Origin of the sequence: Oscillibacter sp. PC13 (genome assembly GCF_900115635.1) — a bacterium.
In the GTDB taxonomy this organism is placed as follows: domain Bacteria; phylum Bacillota; class Clostridia; order Oscillospirales; family Oscillospiraceae; genus Oscillibacter.
Genome location: NZ_FOXE01000013.1, coordinates 64,673 through 87,898, shown reverse-complemented (window position 1 = coordinate 87,898; position 23,226 = coordinate 64,673). Strand labels below are relative to the sequence as shown.

Genomic DNA, 23,226 nt, shown 5'->3' with positions numbered 1-23,226 from the left:
GGTGTCCCAATTCCAGATTTCGTCAGACCGATGCCTCCATCTTAAAGGAAACGAGTAAGGCCGGATAGACCTTACTCGTACATTATGAATTCCAGTTTTATGATTGCGCCGAAGTTTATCCCCAGAACCGACTATGCTTTGGAGACCAACATAAGTGCGAGTGATATTGCGGCGAAAATAAGGTTCATACTCGATTGGTGTGGGGCGGATTATGAGGATGTTTTAATTGGCTATGAGAAAAGAAAACGATCATCTGAAAGAAATACTTTAAAAACAAATATTGCACATGTTACTGATGATAAGACTTGTGCTGTGGAAATCGTCAATAGTGCAGCATTCATGTGTTATTTGCGCGACGAGCTGAAAATGGCCGAGGCAACGTGCAGAAGCTATTCCTCTGCAATTAACAACTGTGAAACATTCGCCAAGGAACACAGCTTTTCACCGTGGAAACTTTATACTGGCGATAAAGCTGCTGCACAGGCAACCATAGCGCAACTTCTTGAAGATGATGACTTCTTAGAGTACAATGCAAAACAGCATAATCGGTTTCGGGCTGCATTGAGCAAGTTTGTGCTTTTTATAGGTGCGGCTCAAATTACTGTGCCATCGAAGCTACCTAAGGGTGCGGAACAGAAAACAGAAGAGAATGCCCAGATTGAGGAATATGCTTCTGTGCTGAAAGAGAACTTTGGAAAAGGATTCCGCATGGAGTCGTCTCTGGAAATTAGAAGGTTCCGGAAATACTATTCAGCAATCAACGGAAAAGAGTTGGAGGATTCTGATGAGTTAATAACTCAAAATATCAGCAAGATCTGTCTTCTATATGACGGGAAAGCGTATTTGCCAGACATCATGTTGCGTGAGAATTTGAAAGAATCACTGTTGCACTATATTGATGAAAGTTTTGTTAGCGGGAAAGAAGCTGTTTACTTTCAAGCGCTTTATAACAAATTCTCCGAGGATTTTCTTGATTCTCACATCCATGATGCAGATATGCTGCGGGCGTATTTGATGCACTTGGGCCTAAAAAATGTCTTCTTCAACAGAAACTTTATTGCCAAAAAAGCGAATGTGGAAATCGACCCATTAACCGAAGTTCGGGATTGTTTGCGAGAACATGCACGACCGATGGCGTATGAAGAAATTTTTTCTGAATTATCTCATCTCCCGGCAAGTAAGATAAAGTTTATTCTTGCAAGCAACAGCGAATTTATCAGCAACGGTCAAGGGACGTATTTCCACGAAAGCGCTGTTAGCCTTTCAGCTGAAGAACTTGAAGATATTGCAGCAATTATCACTTATTCCATCGAGGAAAAAGAGTTCGTCGGCGGCAATGAGTTGTATGATGCAATCGAAGCAAAATACCCATATATCATTGAAAACAATAACTTCTGCTCCGTGTATGGATTCCGTGATGCGCTGAAGTACAAGCTGGGAAATCGTTTCTCATTTAAGGGGAATATCATTAGTCGTACTGGACAAGAGCTCTCCATGGCAGATGTATTTTCCAATTACGCGAAGAAACGCGATAGATTTTCGCTGGGGGAACTTCAGTCTTTGGCAAGTGAACTTGCAACCGTGATTTACTTTGAACAGATATATGAAAATTCCTTACGAATCAGCAAGGAGGAATTTGTTTCGAAGAATCAGGCCCGGTTTTCGATTGCGGAGACGGATGCCGCGCTTGATCGGGTATGCGCAGGTAATTATATTTCCATTCAGGACATTACGAACTTTGGCACATTTCCGTATGCAGGATTTCCGTGGAACAGCTTTTTATTGGAGCATTATGTGGCGGAATACAGTCAAAAATATATGCTTTTACATAGCTCTTACAATGGCACGGAATGTGCAGGCGCGATTGTAAAACGGGGCGCTGGGCTGGAAACATTTGATGATTTTATTGTAGATCTTCTGGCGAACAGCAATATTGAGTTGAATAAGGCATCTGCGCTTCAACTCTTAAGCGATAGAGGATACCTCGCTCGGCGTAGATATTCCAACATTGAATCGCTTCTCATCCAGGCAAACGCACAAAGAAACAGGAAGGACACTGATTGATATGTACTCGTATAGCTGGGATAACGAGACCGGCGGTCTATTGCTGAATAGCTCACCGCTTTCGTTCAGCAAGGAACCGCGTCCGGTATACTATAAAGAGCTTGATATATTGGGGTTTGATCAATATTGGAATTACGAAAAAAACGATGCTTATCCTTATATGTGGGCAGAGGCCAATAACTATTTTTACAGGGGGAGGTTGGTTGCAAAGACGAAGGGTGGGAGCATGTGTACCGCTCCGGAGATTGTGCTTTTTGAAGAACCCGAACCGAATGGAACGCCCCTACGCTTCGTTGACATCCCGGCTATGGTCGAGAAGAATCGTGACCTTCTTGAAAAGCTTGCTGCAGAGACAATTAAGAAGATTTACAACACCTATGTTGAATACATGGCAAAAGTGGATGTGTTCTATGTTGCATTCAGCGGCGGCAAAGATAGCATTGTTACGCTTGATTTAGTCCAACGATCCTTGCCGCACAACAAGTTCAAAGTGCTGTTTGGGGATACCGGCATGGAATTTCCGGACACATATAGGATCGTGGATACTATAGAGCGAGAATGTAACGAAAACAATATCATATTTCTCCGCGCAAAATCCGATTATAACCCGTCACAGACGTGGAAACAATTTGGCCCGCCAGCGACAGTAACAAGATGGTGTTGCAGTGTCCATAAAACGGCCCCGCAGGTGCTAACATTACGGGAATATACGGGACTGCACAATTTTACTGGCATGGCTTTTATTGGCGTCAGGGCGAGCGAAAGCATTTCCCGCAGCGAGTACGATTATGTCAGTCTCGGTGAGAAGCACAAGGGTCAATATAGCTGTAATCCTATATTTAGAGTGGAATTCTGCCATGTCACCTATATTTTTCCAGAGACTTGACATCCAGGTGGAAAAAGAATATACTGTTGTCTGCAAGGGAGTCCTCACAAGAGGGCTGAGAGGAGGGTGTATTCCCTCGACCTCACCTGATTTGGATCATGCCAACGTAGGGATGCAGACCGAATGCAGCGATTTCGGCGGTTTGGCGGAAGATACGGCGATGGCCGTTTTTCCTCCGGTTCGCAATGATACATCGTAAAGCAGGACATCCCGATGGGATGCCCTGCTTTTTGCTTTCCGGTCTCCTGGCTGGAAATAGATTGGAACGGAGGAATACACGATGACCACTTCCCAGCAGCTCTATCAGGCGGCAAAACCCATTTGGAACAATTGTCTTACCCATCCGTTTGTCACCGGAATTGGCGACGGCACGCTGACGGTGGAAAAATTCCAGCACTTCATGCTTCAGGATTACTTATATCTGTTTGACTATGCCCGGGTATTTGCCTTGGGGATAGTGAAAGCCCGGGATCCGGAGCTGATGCGCACCTTTGCGAAAAATGTAGATGCCATTTTGGGCGGAGAGATGAAGATTCACCGGGCCTATATGAAAAGGCTTGGCATCACAGAGGAACAGGTGTTTTCCGTAAAACCCGCCCTGGACAATTTGTCCTATACCCACTATATGCTCTCTGTGGCCGAGGCGGGCGGCCCCATGGAAATTGTAGCCTCCATCCTGGCCTGCTCATGGAGCTATGCAGAGATCGGACAGACACTGGCAAAGATTCCGGGGGCTGCGGAGCACCCCTTTTACGGCGAGTGGATCCAAGGATACGCCTCTGATGACTATGCTGCTACCAACCAAACACTTATTGAGCTGATGGACGGACTGGCAGCGGATGCCACAGCGGAGGAACTGGAGCATCTGACAGATATTTTTGTCAACTGCAGCCGGTATGAGCTTGGCTTTTGGGACATGGCCTGGGAGATGCGGCAATGAGTCTTCTGGAGTTTGACCATGTCTCCTACCAATATCCGGGCGAGAAATTTAATATTGTCGATGACTTGAGCTTCTCTGTGGAGCAGGGCTCCTTCCACTGTATCATCGGAATCAGCGGCTGCGGGAAGAGCACGATTTTCCGCATGACCAACGGGCTTCTGAAACCAAAGTCCGGTTCTATTTATGTGGGTGGACGCAGCATTGTGGAGCAGAAGCATTACTGCGGTTATATGCCGCAGAAGGATTTGCTGTTTCCGTGGCGAACCGTGGGAGAGAATCTGGCCCTTCCACTGGAGATCATGGGCGGCCGTTCCAGGGCAGAGCAGCGGGATCTGATTGACGACGCACTTGCAGACGTTGGACTGGAGGGCTGCCGGGACAAGCGGCCGGAGGAGCTCTCCGGCGGCATGCGCCAGCGGGCGGCCTTTGCCCGGACCATGCTCACAGGCAGCGATCTGCTGCTTTTGGACGAGCCCTTTTCAGCGCTGGATTTTCTGACCCGCATCTCCATGCAGGAGTGGCTGTTGAAACAGTGGGAAAAGCATCAGAAAACCATCCTTTTCATCACCCACGATGTGGAGGAGGCCATCTTTCTCTCCGGCAGTGTGCTGGCAGTTACGAAGACGCCTATCCACACGCTGACCGAGATTCCGGTGCCGGCGGAGTATCCCCGTACCCGGGAGTGCCTGACCCGGCCGGAGATGGTGTCCCTGCGGGAGAACCTTATTGATGTGTTGCGAAAGCAGGTGCAGCCATGAAAAAAGCAAATCGGGGAAACCTGCCGGCGCTGATTTTTCTGTTCCTCCTGCTGTTTTTGTGGCAGCTGGGGGCCATGCGGGTGAACGCCGCCTACATTTTGCCAACGCCTGTCCAAATTCTCCAGCGCCTCTGGGAGCTGCGGGAGCCGTTGTTCACGGTTCACTTACCCGCCACTATGGCTGTTACCGGAATTGGCCTTCTGATTTCCATCGGACTGGGCCTTGCCTTGGCAGTGGCCATGGACTGGAGCCCGCTGCTGCAAAAGTGCTTGTATCCGGTGGTGGTAGCCTCTCAGACCATCCCAACGACTGCGATTGCCCCGCTGTTCGTGCTGTGGTTCGGGTATGGCATCTGGAGCAAGGTGCTGGTGACTGTGCTCATCACATTTTTTCCCATCACCATTACGGTGTGCGACGGCTTTCGCTCTGCCAAGGTGGAGATGAGTGAGCTGCTGGCGACTTACGGTGCCACCAAATGGGACATTTTTTTGAAAATTAAAATTCCATGCGCATTGCCGTACTTTTTCTCCGCCATTAAAATGGCCATCCCCATGAGCATTATCGGCGCCGCAATCGGGGAGTGGTTGGGCTCGCAGAGCGGCCTTGGCTATTTCTCACGCCGGATGATGACCCAGCTGGACGGCGCCGGCGTGTTTGCCCCCATTGTCCTGCTGAGTGCGGCGGCCATGCTGGTGGTGGCACTGGTGGGGCTTTTGGAAAATAAAGTTGTGAAATGGAGAGGCGAGTCCTGACACCTTGTTCCATAGAGTCCACAGAGAGATTTTTAAGAAAAGAATGGAGTTTTATCATGAAAAGATTCACTGCGCTTATGTTATCCGCTCTGCTGATGCTGTCCCTGCTGGCCGGGTGCGGATCCGATGATGCCGCTGCCGGCAGCGATGGAGATAAGGGGGAGGAACTGCGGGAGCTGGATGTGGTGCTGGACTGGTATCCCAATGCTTTGCACGCCTTTTTGTACGAGGCCATCGATAAGGGGTACTTCGCTGAAGAGGGACTGAAGGTCAATATCCGCTTCCCCTCCAACGCCAATGACGCCATTTCGATGGTGGCGGCCGGCAAAGCAGATATCGGCCTGTATTATCAGCAGGATGTCATTCAGGCCCGGGCAGAGCAGAACGTACCTGTGAAGTCCATCGGTGCCGTGGTGCAGGCCCCTCTGAACATTATCCTGTCCCTGAAGGAAAAAAACATTACCTCGCCAGCTGATCTGGTGGGGAAGACCGTGGGGTATGCAGGCACGGAGCTGTCCGAGGCGCTGATTCGCAGCATCATGGACAACGTGGGTGCTGATTACAGCGATGTTACGATGGTGGATGTAGGATTTGACTTGATGAGTTCCATGACCACCGGAAACGTGGACGCCACCATTGGGTGCCTTGTAAACCACGAGGTTCCCCAGATGGAGGAAGAGGGCTTTGCCGTCAACTGGTTCGATCTGGACGATTACGGTGTTCCCACTTATTATGAGGGGGTTTTTCTGGCCAACGACGATGCAATCGAACATGATGCCGACACGCTGAAGTCCTTCCTGCGGGCCTGCGCCAAGGGCTTTGATGATATGCAGGCCAACCCTGAGGAAGCGCTTCAAATTCTGCTGGATAACCAGAATGCAGAGAACTTCCCCTTGTCAGAGACTGTGGAGCGCAAGAGCATGGAAACGCTGCTGCCTCTGATGGAGACCAGTGATGCGGCCTTCCTGTCCCAGACCGATGCCTGCTGGCAGGAAAATATGGAGTGGATGCTGGCCCAGGGGCTGATTGCTGAGGCACCCAGCCTGGATGATGTGCGGGTTAACCTGGAGTTCTGATCGCCCCGCACAGGAAATGGGATGATTTCCGGTTCTGCCGGGTGCCTGTTTTTTTAAGGAAAGCTCCCGGAGTTGATCTTCCGGGAGCTTTCTTTGTGCCAGTGGGAGAAAACGGAGAAACATCTCTTGTATGTTCGCGCTGCTCCGTGGTAAGATAAGCACATCTGGTATCGGAAATTGAGAGCAGCTGCCTGCCGGCACAGGAGGATTTCATGAATCGTCGCCGTTTTCAACTGAATGCCGTGCAAACGCTGGCTGTCAGCTTTGCCGGCCTGATTTTGACAGGGGCGCTGCTGCTGATGCTGCCTGTCTCCTCCAGAAGCGGGTATCCGTTGCCCTTCCTGGATGCACTGTTTACCTCGGCCTCCGCCTCTTGTGTCACAGGCCTGGTGCTGTATGATACCTTTACCCAATTCACCCTGTTCGGTCAGGCGGTTTTGCTGGTGCTGATCCAAATCGGCGGACTCAGCCTGATGACGGTGTCCATTCTGGCCGCCTTTCTGCTGCACCGGCGTATCGGCCTGCACCAGCGCTCCGTTTTGATGGACACGATAGGCGCGCTGCAGGTGGGCGGCGTAGTACGGCTGACCCGCCGGGCGCTGCTGGTCACTGCTGTGTGTGAGGGGGGCGGCGCAGTTTTGCTTTCATTCTGGTTTATCCCGCGGTACGGTGTGCTGCGGGGGATCTGGATGGGGGTGTTTCATGCGGTCTCTGCCTTTTGCAATGCCGGCTTCGATCTGCTGGGAACCGGCGCCTCCCTGACAGGAGCGGCAGGGGAGCCGCTGCTGAATCTGGTGCTGATGGCGCTGATTCTGTCGGGCGGTCTGGGCTTTTTGGTGTGGGATGATGTGATCACGCATGGAGTACGTTTCCGCCGGTACAGACTTCACAGCAAAATTGTTCTGACCGGGACTTGGGCATTGTTTCTCATGGGCACCCTGGCGTTCTACCTGCTGGAAGGAGATTGTGCCTTTGCGGGCCGTTCTGCCGGACAGAAGCTGCTGATGGCGGCCTTCCAGTCCGTGACACCGCGGACGGCAGGATTCAATACGGTGGATTTAACCGCGCTCAGTGAGAGCGGGACCCTTCTGACGATGATTTTGATGTTTATCGGCGCGGGATCCGGCTCCACCGGCGGGGGCATCAAGGTCAATACCTTTGCGGTGGTAGTGCTCTGTGCGGCGGCGCACATCCGGCGGCAGGAGGATATCAATGTATTCCGCCGCCGTCTGGATAACGGCACGGTGCGCAGGGCGTTTACCTCCGTCAGTCTCTATGCCATGGTCTGTATGCTGGGCTATATGGTGCTGTGCCTGCAGGGAATCTCCCTGGATGACGCCCTGTTCGAGGCTATCTCTGCCATCGGTACTGTGGGCCTGACCCGGGGAATTACACCTCAATTGCCGGTGGCCAGCAGGATAGCGGTGATTCTGCTGATGTTTGTGGGCCGGGTGGGCAGTATGTCTGTGGCAGCAGCGGTGACGCCGGATCGGCCGGTGCCAAAGCTACGGAACATTCCGGAGAAGATTTTAATTGGTTAAAGGGGGAGTGTGCGAAATGAAATCTTTTTTGGTCATCGGGCTTGGCCGGTTTGGGCGGCACCTCACCACCCGCCTGATGGAGCTTGGCAATGAGGTGATGGTAGTGGACCGGGAAGAGGAGCGGGTAGCGCCTTTGGCCAGCATTGCCACGGCCGCCTGTGTGGGAGACTGCCAGGACGAACAGATGCTTGCCTCTCTGGGGGTTGGGAATTTCGATGTATGCTTTGTCTGTGTCCGCGACGATTTTCAGTGTTCGCTGGAGGTTACAGCCGCACTGAAGGATCTGGGGGCAAAATGCGTGGTTGCCAGGGCGGATCGGGAAAAACAGATCAAGTTTCTGAAAAAAATTGGAGCGGACCATGTAATTCACACGGAAATGGATATGGCCTTCCGGGTGGCGATGCGCTTTTCCGCCCGCAATGCCTTTGAATACTTTGAATTGACGCCCAAGTATGCGGTGTTTGAGATTGAAACCCCAACAGACTGGGCGGGAAAGACAGCGGCGGAAATCGATGTCCGCCGCCGGTATAACGTCAATATTCTGGGGATCAAGCAGGGGGATGAGATCGAACCGCTGCTGGACCCGGAATACCGTTTTCAGCCGGATACACATTTGATTGTCGCCGGAAACAAGGACGCAGGACTTCGGCTGATGGATCAGGTCTGAGCGCAACGACATCTGCGGAACAGGACGGCGGGAATGCTGCGCCATGCGCGTGCCCTGCCGGAATGGGCTGCACGCGGCTTCTGGCACAGAATCCAGAGATGTGAATTCAGATGAAAGCCGCCGCGCTTCTGCATGATTTGCTCCCGGATCGGCCAGACTGGCATAGGGGTGATTTCTATGCCGAGGGCAAGCAATGACCAGCCCACGCAAACGCCGGTTTTGCGGCTTGAACCGGAAAAACGCCTCTGTCCGGCGTTTGATCCGGTGACCATTGCCACTTTTCCGGTGGCAGCACCGGGAGAGATGGGGTTCCGTGTGCTGGACAATTTTTGTGAGGAGCATATCCAATGAACCAAGTGGCCCGCCTGGGAGAACCCCGGGCGGGCCGTCACTTGCCCGGAACTTCTGTTTGTCATCTGACAAGAAATATGGTAAACTGTGAAAAATACTGCTATCAAAGGAGACTTTCCTGTGAAGCGCTGTTTTATTTTTGCTGCCGGGACCTTTTTCGGTCTGCGGGAGCGCCCCGGCGAACCGGGAGATTTTGTCATTGCCGCTGACGCAGGCTACCGGACCTGCCAGAAAAACAGCATCGTTCCGGATCTTCTGCTGGGTGATTTTGACTCTATGGAGCAGCCGGTGGATTTTTCCAATATCCACCGCTCACCGGTGGAAAAGGATGATACGGATACTATGTTGGCCATCAAGACCGGTCTGGAGCATGGCTGTACAGAGTTTTTCCTTTACGGAGGAACCGGGGGTAAACGGCTGGATCACACTCTGGCAAACCTCCAGTCCCTACTGTACCTCCGGCGCCGGGGCGCAAAGGGCTTTTTGTTTGACGACGATTTCTGCTGGACAGTCATTGAAGACGAATCAATTACTGTAAAGAAAACAGTGGAATGGGGATTGCTGTCTGTGTTTTGCCTGGGAGACCGGGCCGACGGCGTGGAGGAGAGCGGGGTTCAGTATCCGCTGCAGGATGCCGTGCTGACGCCGGAGTTTCCCATTGGGGTCAGCAATCACATTCTGGAGGAGACGGCGCGTGTTGCCGTCCGCTGCGGCGTGCTTGTGGTAGGCTGGGAGCTTCCGCCGTTGGAAAGCAAGAGACCGCTATCTGTCAGATAGAATAGCGAACCGGCCAAAGTACAGTTGCAGCAGGTAGCAAAGTATTGTATAATGAAGCTAAGCGGAAAGGTCGACCTTTCTGGAAAACAACGATTCAAGGCCGTGGGACCGGGAGCGGGCACGGATGTGGAGGAGGAGTTCATCATGTCAACATTCGCCGTAAACGGCGGGACCGTCACTGTTGAACGCAATCAGAAGCTGATCCGTTATCTGCGGGACGAACTGGGCCTCACCAGTGTGAAGGATGGCTGCAGCGAGGGAGCCTGCGGTACCTGTACAGTGTTGATTGACGGGAAGCCGACCCGTGCCTGTATTCCCCAGACCGATAAGCTGGAGGGAAAGCGTATTCTGACCGTGGAGGGGCTGACGGACTTTGAAAAGGACGTCTATACGTATGCCTTCGGCACGGCCGGGGCCGTGCAGTGCGGCTTCTGCATCCCGGGCATGGTCATGTGCGCCAAGGCCCTGCTGGATACGAACCTGCATCCAACCCGGGAGGAGGCGGCCTATGCCATCCGCAACAACATCTGCCGTTGCACCGGGTATGTAAAAATTATTGATGCCATCCTGCTGGCAGCGGAGGTTTTCCGCACCGGCGAGGTGCCTGCGCCGCCCACGGACTGGTCCTTGGGCCAGCGGGTTCCCCGGGTGGACGTCCGGGAGAAGGTGACGGGAGAAGGCCAGTATCCGGATGATATCTACCTGGACGGCATGCTCTATGGAAGCGCCGTCCGATCAGAATATCCCCGCGCCCGGGTGCTGGCTATTCACACCGAGGAGGCCAAAGCACTGCCGGGAGTGGCCTGCGTACTCACTGCCGCCGATATTCCGGGGCAAAATAAGGTGGGACATCTGGCAAAGGACTGGGATACTATGATTGCCGTGGGGGACATTACCCACTATCTGGGGGATGCCATTTGCCTGGTAGCTGCTGAGACGCCGGAGATCTTGGCTCAGGCCAAGAGCCTGGTGAGGGTGGACTATGAGGAGCTCCCTATGGTTCGCAGTCCCCGGGAAGCCATGGCTCCGGATGCCCCGCTGGTACATCGATCCGGCAACCTTCTGGCTCACAAGCACATTCAGCGGGGAAACCCGGCGGAGGCCATTGCCAAATCGGCGCACGTTTTGACCCAGCGCTTTTCAACGCCCTGGACGGAGCATGCTTTCCTGGAGCCGGAGTGTGCCGTGGCCTATCCGGATGGGGACGGCGTGATGGTGCTCTCCACCGATCAGGGGTCCTATGATACGCAGCACGAAATCATGGGGATGCTGGGTCTGCCTGCCGAGCAGGTGAAGGTTCGCAACTGTCTGGTGGGCGGCGGCTTCGGCGGTAAGGAGGACGTGACGGTCCAGCATCACGCTGCTCTGATCGCCTATCTTGTTAAGCGCCCCGTCAAGGTGAAGCTCACCCGGCAGGAGAGTATTTTGATTCACCCCAAGCGTCACCCGATGGAGATGGAATTCTCCCTGGGCTGCGACGAAAACGGCATCATCCAGGGCGTAGCTGCTGAGGTGATTGCAGATACGGGGGCATATGCCTCCCTGGGCGGCCCAGTGTTGGAACGGGCCTGCACCCATGCTGCAGGCCCCTATAACTATCAGAATTTTGAGATTGACGGCTGGGCGTACTATACGAATAATCCCCCCGCGGGAGCATTCCGGGGCTTCGGCGTGACTCAGACCTGTTTCTGTATTGAGAGCCTGCTGAACCAGATGGCGGACATTGTGGGCATTTCCCCATGGGAAATCCGTTACCGCAATGCCATCCGCCCCGGTCAGGAGCTGCCTAACGGCCAGATTGTGGATGAATCCACAGGCCTTGTGGAGACACTGGAGGCAATCAAGCCCTATTATGACGCGGCAAAATACGCCGGCCTTGCCTGCGCCATGAAAAACGCGGGGGTGGGTGTGGGTATTCCGGATACCGGCCGGGTCCGGCTGGTGATTGAAGAGGGTGCCGTCCATATTTTCGCCGGTGCCTCCTGTATCGGACAGGGCCTGGGCACGGTCCTCACGCAGATGGTCTGCGGGGAGACGGGCATTGCCCGGGAAAAGGTGATTTACGAGCGCTCCAACACATATTGCGCACCGGATTCCGGCACTACCTCCGGCTCCCGGCAGACGCTGTTTACGGGTGAGGCCTGCCGCCGGGCCTGTCAGGATTTGAAAAAAGCATTAAAGGGAAAAGACTTGACAGTGCTGAACGGACAAGAGTTTTATGGGGAATACCTTGGAAAAACAGATCCGTTGGGCGCACCGGTGCCAAATCCGGTCAGCCACATCGCCTACGGTTATGCCACACAGCTGTGCATCCTGAATGAAGAGGGGCAAATTGCGCGTATCGTCGCGGCCCATGATGTGGGCAAGGCGGTGAACCCGACCTCCGTCGAGGGGCAGATTGAAGGTGGTGTGGTGATGTCCATGGGCTTTGCCCTGACGGAGCGGTACCCGCTGGAAAATTGTAAACCGACTGCGAAATACGGAACCCTGGGCTTATTCCGAGCCAATCAGATTCCAGAGATTACTCCCGTGATTGTGGAGAAGAAGGGGCTGAACGTGGCCTGCGGAGCCATCGGCATTGGAGAGATCACCTCTATTCCCACCGCCCCTGCCATTGCCGACGCCTATTACCGCTACGACGGAAAATTCCGCACCAGCCTTCCGCTGGAGGGTACGCCCTACACCCGGAAGTGATCTCCCCCATCCAGGGAGAAGCGGCGTAAAACCCGTAGGCGTATTTACAAGCCACTGTGAGTGATGGTGCCAGTTTTCGGACGTCTGAAAGGGTTTTCCCGCACAAAGCAAAAGGCAGCCGCCGCGTCTTCGCGGCAGCCGCCTGCTTATTCCCGCTCTTGCACGGTAACAGCCACCATTTCGCCGGGCTGCTTTCCAATCTTTGCTCGGATGTCCTTCCGCAGCCCTAAAATGTGCCCGGGTGTGCCCATTCGGACCAGACTTCCGTCATAGGGAATGCCGTCAAAGGTAGCATGAACCTTGACCCGACCCTTGCCAAAAACCTCCCGCACATCAAATGGAATTTCTACATAGGCTCCATCAACGTCCGATACCTTTCGGATCCTGGCGTCAAAACGGTAAACCACCGGATTCATGGAGACGTCTCCGCGCACAGTTCTGCCAGAGCTTCCGCGGTGTCCACATCGTGCAGCTCTGCGGCGTCCACCTCCAGTATTGTCAACAGATCTTCGTGCCGCCGGATAACCGTATTGCCACCATGGTCCTCTGTCAGTGCCAGCAGCTCTGGAAACAGACAGGACGGGAATACACAGGGATTCCCCCGCACACCGCCATGACCAAGGGCGGCGATCCGGTCGGGCTGGGACTTCCAGAGCTTTGCCAGTGCCTCCACACTTTTACGCCTTAAAAGCGGCTGATCAGACACCAAAAACATCACTCCGTCGCAGTCGTGCAGTTCAGTCAGCCCCAGTTCGATTGTGTGACTGATTCCATACTCTGGATTGACGTTATGAATAGCTGTAAAGTGAAAATCCTTTGCGAGGTGGATGATTTCTGGATATTGCGTTACAACAGCTACAGCACGAAACTGTTCTGCCGGAACAGCCTCCAGGGTCCGGAGAATCAAAGAGCTGCCATCCAGTTGAGCTGCCAGCTTGTTTTCCCCAAACCGTTTTGCATTCCCGGCGGCCATGATGACGCAGCCTAATTTTAATGCTTGTCTCATGTGAGATCACCTCGTTTTCTATTTACTTAGTATATCCGTTTTCGCCCGTACAAGTCAATGCCGGGCAAAACTTCATATTGATAAGGAGGGAACGCCCTATGAACAAGAGTGTTGGAAAAAGTGTTGTCCGTGTGGATGCCTATGAAAAGGCTACCGGCCGTGCCAAGTACATGGATGACCTGTGCGACCGCAGCACTCTCATCGTAAAAATCTGTCATTCCACCATTGCCCATGGCTATGTAAAAACCATCGACATCTCAGAGGCAGAGAAGATCCCCGGTGTGGTGCGGGTTCTGACCTGTTTTGATGTGCCGGATCTCCCGTTTCCGACGGCCGGCCACCCGTGGTCTACGGATCCCGGCCACCAGGATGTGGCGGACCGTCTGCTGCTGAATCGGCACGTCCGTTATTACGGTGATGAAATTGCAGTCGTCATTGCGGAGGACGAAGTGGCGGCGATGCAGGGTATTCGGGCGTTGAAGGTGGAATATGAGGAGCTCCCGTTTGTTTTGGATGCCCAGAAGGCCATGGAGGACGGTGCACCGCAGCTCCACGAGAAATACAAACATAACATCTTGGCCCATAGTGACATCCGTATGGGCGACTATGAGTCCGCTCGGCAGGAGCCGGGCCTTATCCGGGTGGAGGGGTGGTATGACACCCCCACAGTTCAGCATTGCCACATTGAAAACCATGGCTGCTTTGCCTATATGGAGGCGGGCCGAGTGGTAGTGGTCAGTTCCACGCAGATCCCTCATATTGTCCGCCGGATTGTGGGCCAGGCGTTGGGGATTCCCTGGGGCAAGGTTCGGATCATCAAGCCCTATATCGGCGGCGGCTTTGGGAACAAACAGGATGCGCTGTACGAGCCCCTGTGCGCATGGTGCTCTACCCAGGTGGGGGGCCGGCTGGTGAAAGTGGAGTGCACCAGGGAGGAGACCTTTGTCTCCAACCGCGTCCGCCATGCCATCCGTACCCATATCATCTCTTACGTCCGCCCGGATGGCAAGCTGGTGGCCCGGAAGTTCGAGGCGTTTTCCAACCAGGGGGCCTATGCCTCCCATGGACACGGCGTTGTGGCCAAGGGAATGGGTGCATTCCCGCAGCTCTATCCCTGCGACAATCTGGAGTGCGACTGCTGGACTGTTTTCAGCAACCGCCCTGCTGCCGGCGCCATGCGCGGATATGGCATTCCCCAAGCCATGTTTGCCGGCGAGTGTCATATTGATGACATCTGTGCGGCCATTGGAATGGAGCCGATGGAGTTCCGCCGGAAGAACCTGATGCCTGTGGGGTATGTGGACGGCTTCTCCAAAAACGAACTGTACCACGATACCTTTAATCAGTGCATGGACAAAGGCATGCAGCTCCTTGACTACGCCCGAAAGTTTGAGCAGTATAAAAACCAGACCGGCCCAGTCCGCCGCGGCGTCGGCTTGGCGGTGTTCTGGTACAACACAGCGGTTTGGCCGATTTCACTGGAATCCTCCTCCTGCCGTATGGTTTTGAACCAGGACGGCTCCCTCCAGTTCCAGACGGGAGAAACGGAGATTGGCCAGGGCTGTGATACAGCCTATTCCCAGATGGTTGCAGATGCGGTGGGAATTCCCCTGTGCGATGTGCATGTGGTCTCTTCCCAGGATACAGATGTGACGCCATTCGGCACAGGCGCCTATGCCTCCCGCCAGACCTATATCGGCGGCTTCAGCATCGTGCAGACTGCTGCCGCGCTCCGGGAACGGATTTTGAAAATTGCCCACGACCAGACCCGGATGCCTGTCAGGAATCTGGATTTGGTGGACGGGCAGATTGTCCGGAAGTCTGACGGACGTGTGCTGAAGTCCCTGGGTGACTTGGCAACAGAGGCCCTGTATTCCATGACGGACAGCCAGCATATCACCGCCGAGACCACGGCGCAGATCAAAACCAACGCATTCTCCTTCGGCTGTTCCTTTGCCGAGGTGGAGGTGGACATCCCCATGTGCAGGGTGAAGCTGCTGAATATGGTGAACATCCATGACTGCGGCGTCCTCATCAACCCCGCCTTGGCGGAGGCCCAGGTTCATGGCGGCATGTCCATGGCCATCGGATACGGCCTTTCTGAGGAGCTGAAGTTTGATGAAAAGAGCGGAAAACCCCTGAACAACAACCTGCTGGACTATAAGCTCTCCACCTTTATGGACCATCCTACACTGGAGGCGCGGTTTGTGGAGAACCCGGAGCCCACTTCTCCATACGGCACCAAATCTCTGGGCGAGCCTCCGGCCTGCTCCGGCGCACCGGCAATCCGCAATGCCATCTTAAACGCCACCGGCGTTGCCATCGACTGCTGCCCCATCACCCCTCATGTCCTCTATCGGGAGTTCAAAGAGGCTGGGCTGATTGAAGATTAAAGGAGGGAACCACCATGTATGATATGAAAGCCCTGTATCAGGCAAAAGACGTGGCCGATGCCGTGGCCCTCCGCCTTCAGCACCCGGATGCCCAAATTATTGCGGGCGGATCCGATGTGCTGGTTCAGATGCGGGAGGGGAAACGCGCCGGTGTGGAGCTGATTTCCATTTATGGTCTGAATGAGCTCCGTGGTGTCCGGCTGGAGGCGGATGGTGCGCTGCGCATCGGTTCCCTTACCAGCTTTTCCCACATCACGCGCGATCCGCTGATTCAAAAGCATGTGAATGTTCTGGGAGAGGCCGTGGACCAGGTGGGCGGCCCGCAGATTCGGAACATCGGCACCATCGGCGGCAATACCTGCAATGGCGTCACCTCTGCCGACTCCGCTTCTACGCTCTTTGCCTATGATGCCGTGATCGAACTGACGGGGCCGGACGGAATCCGCAGAGTTCCCATTCAGGAATTTTACATCAGGGCCGGCAAGGTGGATATCCGTCCCGGCGAGATTCAAACGGCGGTCCTGATCGCGAAAGACAGCTATGAGAATACCCATGGCCACTATATCAAGTACGCCATGCGGAACGCCATGGACATCGCAACCCTGGGAACCTCTGTCAACGTCCGTCTCTCCGACGACCGAAGGACAGTGGAGCGGGCCCGCGTGGCCTTCGGCGTGGCGGGGCCAATCCCGCTGCGGGCTGTCCATGCAGAGGAGCTGGCAGCCGGCCAGCCGATCTCTGCGGAACTGGCAGAGTCCTTTGCCCGGGCGGTAAAGGAGGATATCAATCCCCGGGATTCCTGGCGCGCCGCAAAGGATTTCCGGATGCACATTGCGGTGGAGAGCGCACGACGGGCCTTTCTCGAATCGGTGAAACTGGCAGGAGGTGAACTGTGATGGAAAAGCACGTGACGCAGTATCAGACTGTCCACTTTAACCTCAATGGCAGGGATGTGGAGCGCACAGTGGATGTTCGGGCCAGTCTGACGGATATGCTCCGCAATGATTTTCGGATGACCTCGGTAAAAAAGGGCTGTGAGGTAGGGGAATGCGGCGCCTGCAATGTCCTGATTGACGGCGAAGCGTTTAACTCCTGCATCTATCTGGCCGTTTGGGCGGAGGGAAAGCACATCCGTACGCTGGAGGGGCTGTTGGGACCAAACGGTGAACTCAGTGATATTCAGCAGGCTTTCGTGGATGAGGCGGCCATTCAGTGCGGCTTCTGCTCTCCCGGTTTTATCCTGACGGCAGTGGAGATTTTGGAGAGTGGAAAGGAGTATACGGATGAAGAACTCCGTAAGCTTCTCTCTGGCCATCTGTGCCGCTGTACCGGGTATGAAAACATTCTTCGGGCAGTGAAAAAGACCATGTATCGCCGATTGGGCAAACCGATGCCCGAATAAAAAGCACTCAGCCGCCCGGCTATTTGGCCGGGCGGCTTTTGATAACCTGTTTGCAATTCCAGACCGGTCGGGGTATCATAGGAAAGAACAGGGGAGGAGATACCGATGTATTGGAATCGGCTGGATGATATGCTGAAGGCCCGGTATGGAACAAAAGTTTATAAGCTCGCGCTGTCCTCAGGCTGTTCCTGCCCCAACCGGGACGGGACTCTGGGCACCAGAGGCTGCATCTTCTGCGATGGCGCCGGTGCCTTTGCAGAAACCGGCAGCATATCCGTCCAGTTGGAAGCCGCCAGGGAGCGGGTGGCGGCAAAATCCGGACCAAACGCCAGATATATTGCCTATTTCCAGTCCTTCACCAACACATACGGACCGGTAGAGCGGCTGCGGGCGCTCTATACGGCGGCCATGGCGCCGGAGGACGTGGTGGCGCTGTCCGTGGCCACCAGGCCAGACTGCCTCCCACAGCCGGTTTTGGAGCTGCTGCAGGCATGCGCGGCCATCAAACCCGTGTGGGTGGAGCTGGGCCTGCAGACCATCCACTCGCAGACGGCCGCCTATCTCCGCCGGGGATATGGGCTTCCGGTTTATGATTGGGCTGTGGAGCAGCTGAACGCCATTGGTGTGACGGTTGTCACCCATCAGATTCTGGGATTACCGGGTGAGACGGTGGAAATGATGGCGGAGACAGCCCGCTATATTGGCCGATCGGGTGCCGGCGGCATCAAATTCCATCTGCTCCATATCCTGCGGGGGACGGATTTGGCAGCGGACTGGCAGGCGGGGAATGTGCCGGTCATGGATCTGGAGGCGTATATTACAGCGCTGGAAATCTGTGTCCGCAGCATTCCAAGAAGTATGATTATTCACCGCCTTACAGGTGATGGTGCAAAGCGGGATCTTTTGGCACCGGCATGGAGCGGCGATAAAAAACGGGTATTGAATGCCATTCATCACGCATTCCTTCGGGACAATGTAGAGCAGGGCAGCGATTTTTAGAGCGCACCCGAAATATTTGGCTGCACCCATAGGTGGCGATTGTATGCAGAAGATAGACAAAATTTTCACAAGTTTTTGTTTGACGCAGTCCCACTTTCGCGGTATAATAAATTTACCAAAGAGAGGAGGGTTTTCCATGGAAACCATCATCACAATCGGACGGCAGTTCGGCAGCGGCGGTAAGGAAGTCGGCATCCGTGTGGCGAAAGAACTGGGGATCCCGTTTTATGATAAGGAATTGCTGCGGGCTGCGGCAGAGAAAAGCGGCCTGTGCGAAAAGATTTTTGAGAACTTTGACGAGCGGCCCAAGAGCCTGCTGTACTCCATCGCAATGGACTCCTACATGTTCAGCCTCCCCGGCAGCGGAGCCAGCGACTCTCTGGAGCAGCAGGTGTATCTGGCGACCTTCAACACCATCCGCCACATTGCCGATCAGGGGCCCTGTGTCATTATTGGCCGCTGTGCGGATTACGCCCTCGCGGATCGCCCCAACCATCTGAGCCTGTTTATCCATGCGCCGATGGATACGCGGATCGCCCGTGTGGCCAAGCGTCAACACTTGACGGAAGAGAAGGCTAAAGCACTGATTGTCAAGACGGATAAACGCCGTGCGTCCTACTATGAGTACTATTCCTCTCAGAAATGGGGGGCGGTGGAGAGCTACGACTTCTGTTTGGACAGCAGCTACTTAGGCTTGGGCGGAACGGTGGAACTCATCCGCACCATGGTGGAGCACAAGGAGCACCCCGTTTCCAGTCCCACGGAAGTGGATCCAACCCAACCGGAAGTATGAGAACATTCCCAAAAAAGGCAGGCCCGCCGGGCCTGCCTTTTTTGCAATCGCGTGCAGAGATGGAATCTCGCTCAATTTGATCAAATTGTAAGGGCATTCCGGAAACGAGATGGCCTTACAGATAGAAATACTGTGGTGGCTCAGCTGTCGTTTTGAATCATGGCAGATGCAAGAGCCGAAGCACATGGAAAAGCGTTCAGGACTTGTCCAGCGTGTGATAAAAACCAAACATATCACGGAACTTTTCCAGGCTGTAGGCCTCTACATCTGCGCAATATGCCTCATATGCGGCTAGAAGTTGTTCTGCCTGGGGTGTAAGAACCGCGCCGCCGCCATGCTGGCCTCCGATGGTAGAGGAGAGCAGCTTACAGCCAAATACACCCTCCGCCGTGCGGATGATCCGCCAAGCCTTGGAATAGGCCATCCCCATGGAGGCAGCGGCAGCACGCAGAGAATGATGCTCCCGTACCCGGGAGAGCAGTGTGGCGATCCCAGGGCCAAAGCAACGCTGGTTATCATCTGTATAGAGACGAACCGTCAGTTTTAAATGTAATTCCTTTTCCATTTTTTCAATATAACATGTTTCCAAGAGTCCGTCAATATTTGCATCCTGCAAAAATTGTGATACAATACCAAAGATATCAAAAAGGATGCCGAACGGGTTGAAACAGGAAAAGGGAGGAAGAAACATGGAAATGATTCGGCTGGGCTGTACGGAACTGAGGGTAACAAAAACTGCGTTTGGAGCACTGCCCATTCAGCGCATCAGCCACAGCGATGCCGTCAAGCTGATTCGACGGGCCTATGATTCCGGCATCAATTATTTCGACACTGCCAATATGTACACGGACAGCGAGGAAAAACTCGGATCTGCGCTCCATGATGTCCGCCAGAATGTGGTCATCTCCACCAAGAGCGGCGGCCAGGACAAAAAGACAGTCCAGAAGCATATAGAGCAGAGCCTCCGTATGCTGCAGACGGATTACATCGATCTGTTCCAGTTCCATAACCCGGCAGATCTGCCGGATCCCACCGATCCGGACGGCCCCTTTGCCGCTGTGCTGGAGGCTAAACGGAAGGGGTATATCCGCCACATCGGCATCACGAACCACCGCCTGCCTGTGGCTAAGGCGGCTATTGACTCCGGCAATTTTGAAACACTGCAGTTCCCCTTCTGTCATTTGGCAAGTGAGAAGGATTTGGAACTGGTGCGCCAGTGCAAAGAGAAGGATATGGGCTTCATCGCCATGAAAGGCCTCTCCGGCGGCCTTTTGAACAATGCGGAGGCCTGCTATGCCTTTATACAGCAGTATGACAATGTGGTGCCTATCTGGGGAATCCAGCATGAGTGGGAGCTGGATCAGTGGCTGGAGCTGGCAGCCCGGGATGTCCACTTGACTCCGGAACTTGAAAAAGTCATTGCGCAGGATCGAAAAGAACTGGCGGGTGATTTCTGCCGCAGCTGTGGGTACTGTCTGCCTTGCGCTGCCGACATCGACATTCCGCAGTCCGCCCGGATGAGCGCGCTGCTGCGCCGTTCTCCGTACGAAAAATATATGAGCGACGAATGGCATGAGAAAATGCACCGCATTGAAAATTGTATCCACTGCAATGCATGCAAGAGCCGCTGCCCCTATGGATTGGACACCCCGGCCCTGCTGCAGAAGCAGCTGAAGGATTACGACGAATTCTATGCGGTTCACCATAATGATTGACGCCGCAGGCGACTCCACGAGAGGAGAGATGCAGTATGCTTTTTAAAAATGAAGAGGTCAGTCTGAAACTGGAGATATCCAATTATGAATTTCCGGCCGACGGCGGTGATCCCACCAGCGACGACAGAAACTGGCTGGTGCTGCGGGCCATGTATACAGATGATAACGGAATGGTGATTAAAGATTCCAACAGCTGTCTTTTGACCTATGAGCTGAAGGAGATGGCCGCTGGATTGAAGGTACTCTGCGCTGGACTAAAAGAACGCTATGACAGCAGCTTTGCGGAGCCGTATTTTACGCTGTCCGCCCAGACGGATGGAGAGGCTTTTCTGGTGATGGTTTCCTTCGCTTTGCCAAACACCATGGAGGATTTGGATACTGCTGATGTGGAGGTGCGCCTGACAAGGGAAGAGATGCGGGATTTGATCGACGAACTGGATATGCTGTGCGCCAAATTTCCAGAACGGGCTTAAAAAGCGAACTGGCCTTGCGGCAAAAAAGAGGGGGGCTCCTGCTGGGGGCCGCAGAGAAGAGCCCTGCATTGTCTGGAAAAGGAAACGGCGGATGGGGTCTCCTCATGAAAAGTGAACCGATCTCATGTGTGAGAAAAAGCCCGTCGGTTTCGACGGGCTTTTTCACGCCAAGCAGCAGATTGGCATATGCTGTTGGGGGAGGAAAGCCGCATGAAACATTTTTTGGCCGTCGTGATGTCATTTTTTACCGTGTTGGCGCTGACAACTGCGCCTTTTGCACTGGAACCATCACCGTCATCTCCTGTTTATGACGGTGCAGATGTCAGTGTTTTCCAAGGAGAAATTGATTTTGTACAGTTGAGAGAAGCGGTGGAAGTTGTTTATATTCGTGCAGGATTTGGAGAGACCGCTGACAGCCGGTTTGCTGAAAACGCAGCCAAAGCAGCTGCGGCGGATATCCACCGGGGCTTTTACTTCTATGTCACTGCCCGCTCTGAGGCGGAAGCGGAAGCCCAAGCGCATTATTTTGCATCGCTCCTATCAAAAACGCAGTATGACTGCCGACCTGCGATGGATTTTGAGGCCTTTGACGGACTTTCTATCCGGGAGATTCGCACCATTGGATTGACCTTCCTTCGTGCATTGGAAGAGGAGACCGGCAGCGTACCATTGCTGTATGCCGACGCTTGGGCGGCCTCAGCCGTCTGGAATGATACGGATTTTTCCACCTATCCACTGTGGGCTGCGGCTTATGGCGCTGAAGAACCAGAGGTGGAGGGAGAGGTTTGGAGCGGCTGGGCAGGATTCCAGTATACAGACCAGGGAGATTTACCCGGTATCACAGGCCGCGTGGATCTGGATCGTTTTACCGGGACGGTCCTGCTGACGAAAGAGTGGACAGAGGAAAACACTTATACGGTTCAGCCGGGAGATACCCTATGGGGAATTGCCCGTCAGTTTCACACCACAGTTTTTGATCTTGTAAAGGCCAACGATATCCAAAACCCAAATCTGATTTATCCAAGCCAGATTCTCCGCATTCCGGAATCCGGCGGAGGGGAGCCGGCATTTGAACACACCTACCGCATTCAGCCGGGAGATACCCTGTGGGGAATTGCCCGTCAATTTCATACCACGGTTTCCGCCCTCGCAAAAGTCAACGGCATTCAAAACCCGAATCTGATTTATCCAGGGCAGACGATCCGTGTTCCCTGAAAAACATGTGCCCGGCGGGATTCCCACCGGGCATTGTTGTTACTTTTCAAATTTAGGGGCCTTTACATCACCGCCGGCAAAGGCGTTTTTTCCCGGATTGGACAGGGAGAAGTACATTCTTGCCGCTTTGGTGGTACCAAAGTCCTGATTGGATCCGGAGTCCTGCACTTCGTTAAAGGCGTCCCGAAACATCTGATTATGCGCTTCTTCTCGGTTAAGAAGGAAGTCAATTGTCTCCCGTACCTTTTTATCGTCAATCTGGCGGTAAAGGTATTCGTAGACCACTTTGGCCCTCTGCTCGGAGGCAATGTTGCTCAAAAGGTCGGCACATAAATCACCAGTGACGGTCACATAGTCAGCAGTCCAGGAGTAACCGGAGGCGTTGATGAGGCCGGGATTCAACCCCAGAATCACATGACTTTGAATCTCACCGGCCTTTACCTTTTCTGCGTCCACGTCATGACCGTTTAAAAGATTGATGGTTTGGGCGACCATTTCCATGTGGCCCAGCTCCTCAGCCGCAATGTCCAGAAACAGATCCTTAATTGCGGGATCCTTGATGCGAAAACTCTGAGACATATACTGCATGGCAGCTTTCAGCTCGCCGTTGCCCCCTCCAAGCTGCTCTTGGAGCAACGCGGCGTACTGTGGATTGGCCTTCTCCACCCCGACTGGGTGGAACAACATTTTTTCGTGTTTAAACATAAGACAGGACACTCCTTCT

Annotated in this window: 23 protein-coding genes and 1 riboswitch; of the genes, 19 read left to right on the top strand and 4 right to left on the bottom strand. The window is 54.0% G+C overall.

Annotated features, from left to right (window positions below):
* Nucleotides 1-99: 99 nt before the first annotated feature.
* The 11 genes from BMZ81_RS09300 to xdh all read left to right on the top strand — a co-directional run bounded on the left by BMZ81_RS09300 (nucleotide 100) and on the right by xdh (nucleotide 12,506).
* Nucleotides 100-2,064 (top strand): hypothetical protein, encoded by a 1,965-nt coding sequence (locus tag BMZ81_RS09300; protein WP_143072761.1) that lies wholly within the window; start codon nucleotides 100-102, stop codon nucleotides 2,062-2,064.
* A 1-nt stretch (nucleotide 2,065) separates the two neighbouring features.
* Nucleotides 2,066-2,950, top strand: a complete 885-nt coding sequence (locus tag BMZ81_RS09295) for a phosphoadenosine phosphosulfate reductase domain-containing protein (RefSeq protein ID WP_242942610.1) — start codon at nucleotides 2,066-2,068, stop codon at nucleotides 2,948-2,950.
* Nucleotides 2,951-2,974: 24 nt separating this feature from the next.
* Nucleotides 2,975-3,081: riboswitch (TPP riboswitch) on the top strand.
* Nucleotides 3,082-3,230: 149 nt separating this feature from the next.
* On the top strand, nucleotides 3,231-3,890 hold the full coding sequence (tenA, locus tag BMZ81_RS09290) for a thiaminase II (protein ID WP_091131258.1): 660 nt from the start codon (nucleotides 3,231-3,233) through the stop codon (nucleotides 3,888-3,890).
* Nucleotides 3,887-4,648, top strand: a complete 762-nt coding sequence (locus BMZ81_RS09285) for an ABC transporter ATP-binding protein (RefSeq protein WP_091131256.1) — start codon at nucleotides 3,887-3,889, stop codon at nucleotides 4,646-4,648. Before tenA ends, BMZ81_RS09285 begins: the two co-directional genes overlap by 4 nt.
* On the top strand, nucleotides 4,645-5,400 hold the full coding sequence (locus BMZ81_RS09280; RefSeq protein WP_091131253.1) for an ABC transporter permease: 756 nt from the start codon (nucleotides 4,645-4,647) through the stop codon (nucleotides 5,398-5,400). The genes BMZ81_RS09285 and BMZ81_RS09280 overlap by 4 nt, the downstream gene beginning before the upstream one ends.
* A 56-nt stretch (nucleotides 5,401-5,456) precedes the next feature.
* The gene (locus BMZ81_RS09275) at nucleotides 5,457-6,476 is read left to right on the top strand and encodes an ABC transporter substrate-binding protein (RefSeq protein ID WP_091131250.1); all 1,020 of its coding nucleotides are present in this window, start codon (nucleotides 5,457-5,459) and stop codon (nucleotides 6,474-6,476) included.
* Between the two features lie 212 nt (nucleotides 6,477-6,688).
* Nucleotides 6,689-8,017, top strand: coding sequence for a TrkH family potassium uptake protein (locus tag BMZ81_RS09270; protein WP_091131249.1), 1,329 nt, complete (start codon nucleotides 6,689-6,691; stop codon nucleotides 8,015-8,017).
* Between the two features lie 16 nt (nucleotides 8,018-8,033).
* Nucleotides 8,034-8,684 carry a potassium channel family protein gene (locus tag BMZ81_RS09265; protein ID WP_091131246.1) on the top strand — a complete coding sequence of 217 codons (651 nt, stop codon included), beginning with the start codon at nucleotides 8,034-8,036 and terminating at the stop codon, nucleotides 8,682-8,684.
* A 177-nt stretch (nucleotides 8,685-8,861) separates the two neighbouring features.
* Nucleotides 8,862-9,035 (top strand): hypothetical protein, encoded by a 174-nt coding sequence (locus BMZ81_RS14075; RefSeq protein ID WP_177187269.1) that lies wholly within the window; start codon nucleotides 8,862-8,864, stop codon nucleotides 9,033-9,035.
* Nucleotides 9,036-9,155: 120 nt separating this feature from the next.
* Nucleotides 9,156-9,812: a thiamine diphosphokinase gene (locus BMZ81_RS09260; RefSeq protein WP_091131243.1), complete on the top strand. Its 657-nt coding sequence runs from the start codon at nucleotides 9,156-9,158 to the stop codon at nucleotides 9,810-9,812.
* Between the two features lie 144 nt (nucleotides 9,813-9,956).
* A complete protein-coding gene (gene xdh / locus BMZ81_RS09255) occupies nucleotides 9,957-12,506 on the top strand; it encodes a selenium-dependent xanthine dehydrogenase (protein WP_091131240.1) in 2,550 nt (849 codons plus the stop codon).
* A 146-nt stretch (nucleotides 12,507-12,652) separates the two neighbouring features.
* Here xdh and BMZ81_RS09250 read toward each other — a convergent pair whose 3' ends face one another.
* Together BMZ81_RS09250 and BMZ81_RS09245 are read right to left on the bottom strand one after the other, a co-directional pair.
* On the bottom strand, nucleotides 12,653-12,922 hold the full coding sequence (locus BMZ81_RS09250) for a DUF1905 domain-containing protein (RefSeq protein WP_091131239.1): 270 nt from the start codon (nucleotides 12,920-12,922) through the stop codon (nucleotides 12,653-12,655).
* Nucleotides 12,919-13,512, bottom strand: coding sequence for a nucleotidyltransferase family protein (locus tag BMZ81_RS09245; RefSeq protein WP_091131236.1), 594 nt, complete (start codon nucleotides 13,510-13,512; stop codon nucleotides 12,919-12,921). The genes BMZ81_RS09250 and BMZ81_RS09245 overlap by 4 nt, the downstream gene beginning before the upstream one ends.
* 98 nt (nucleotides 13,513-13,610) lie before the next feature.
* Between BMZ81_RS09245 and xdhA the strand changes: the two genes are divergently transcribed.
* The 5 genes from xdhA (at nucleotide 13,611) to BMZ81_RS09220 (ending at nucleotide 19,099) form a co-directional block, all read left to right on the top strand.
* Nucleotides 13,611-15,905, top strand: coding sequence for a xanthine dehydrogenase subunit XdhA (gene xdhA, locus BMZ81_RS09240; protein ID WP_091131233.1), 2,295 nt, complete (start codon nucleotides 13,611-13,613; stop codon nucleotides 15,903-15,905).
* Between the two features lie 14 nt (nucleotides 15,906-15,919).
* The gene (gene xdhB, locus BMZ81_RS09235; RefSeq protein ID WP_091131230.1) at nucleotides 15,920-16,801 is read left to right on the top strand and encodes a xanthine dehydrogenase subunit XdhB; all 882 of its coding nucleotides are present in this window, start codon (nucleotides 15,920-15,922) and stop codon (nucleotides 16,799-16,801) included.
* On the top strand, nucleotides 16,801-17,307 hold the full coding sequence (xdhC, locus tag BMZ81_RS09230; RefSeq protein ID WP_091131228.1) for a xanthine dehydrogenase subunit XdhC: 507 nt from the start codon (nucleotides 16,801-16,803) through the stop codon (nucleotides 17,305-17,307). Before xdhB ends, xdhC begins: the two co-directional genes overlap by 1 nt.
* Nucleotides 17,308-17,412: 105 nt before the next feature.
* Nucleotides 17,413-18,306, top strand: a complete 894-nt coding sequence (locus BMZ81_RS09225) for a tRNA modification radical SAM protein MnmL/YtqA (RefSeq protein ID WP_091131225.1) — start codon at nucleotides 17,413-17,415, stop codon at nucleotides 18,304-18,306.
* Between the two features lie 136 nt (nucleotides 18,307-18,442).
* Complete coding sequence (locus BMZ81_RS09220) at nucleotides 18,443-19,099, top strand: cytidylate kinase-like family protein (protein ID WP_091131224.1); 657 nt, start codon at nucleotides 18,443-18,445, stop codon at nucleotides 19,097-19,099.
* Between the two features lie 196 nt (nucleotides 19,100-19,295).
* Here the strand turns inward: BMZ81_RS09220 and BMZ81_RS09215 are convergent, their stop codons facing one another.
* Nucleotides 19,296-19,664: a winged helix-turn-helix domain-containing protein gene (locus BMZ81_RS09215; protein ID WP_091131277.1), complete on the bottom strand. Its 369-nt coding sequence runs from the start codon at nucleotides 19,662-19,664 to the stop codon at nucleotides 19,296-19,298.
* A 124-nt stretch (nucleotides 19,665-19,788) separates the two neighbouring features.
* Here BMZ81_RS09215 and BMZ81_RS09210 point away from each other — a divergent pair, with 124 nt between their 5' ends.
* The 3 genes from BMZ81_RS09210 (at nucleotide 19,789) to BMZ81_RS09200 (ending at nucleotide 22,502) form a co-directional block, all read left to right on the top strand.
* A complete protein-coding gene (locus tag BMZ81_RS09210; protein ID WP_091131221.1) occupies nucleotides 19,789-20,814 on the top strand; it encodes an aldo/keto reductase in 1,026 nt (341 codons plus the stop codon).
* Between the two features lie 35 nt (nucleotides 20,815-20,849).
* Nucleotides 20,850-21,287: a WapI family immunity protein gene (locus BMZ81_RS09205; RefSeq protein ID WP_091131219.1), complete on the top strand. Its 438-nt coding sequence runs from the start codon at nucleotides 20,850-20,852 to the stop codon at nucleotides 21,285-21,287.
* A 210-nt stretch (nucleotides 21,288-21,497) separates the two neighbouring features.
* Complete coding sequence (locus BMZ81_RS09200; protein ID WP_177187268.1) at nucleotides 21,498-22,502, top strand: LysM peptidoglycan-binding domain-containing protein; 1,005 nt, start codon at nucleotides 21,498-21,500, stop codon at nucleotides 22,500-22,502.
* A 39-nt stretch (nucleotides 22,503-22,541) separates the two neighbouring features.
* On the opposite strand, the gene BMZ81_RS09195 is transcribed toward BMZ81_RS09200, so the two are convergent.
* Nucleotides 22,542-23,207: a manganese catalase family protein gene (locus tag BMZ81_RS09195; protein WP_091131215.1), complete on the bottom strand. Its 666-nt coding sequence runs from the start codon at nucleotides 23,205-23,207 to the stop codon at nucleotides 22,542-22,544.
* Nucleotides 23,208-23,226: the final 19 nt, after the last annotated feature.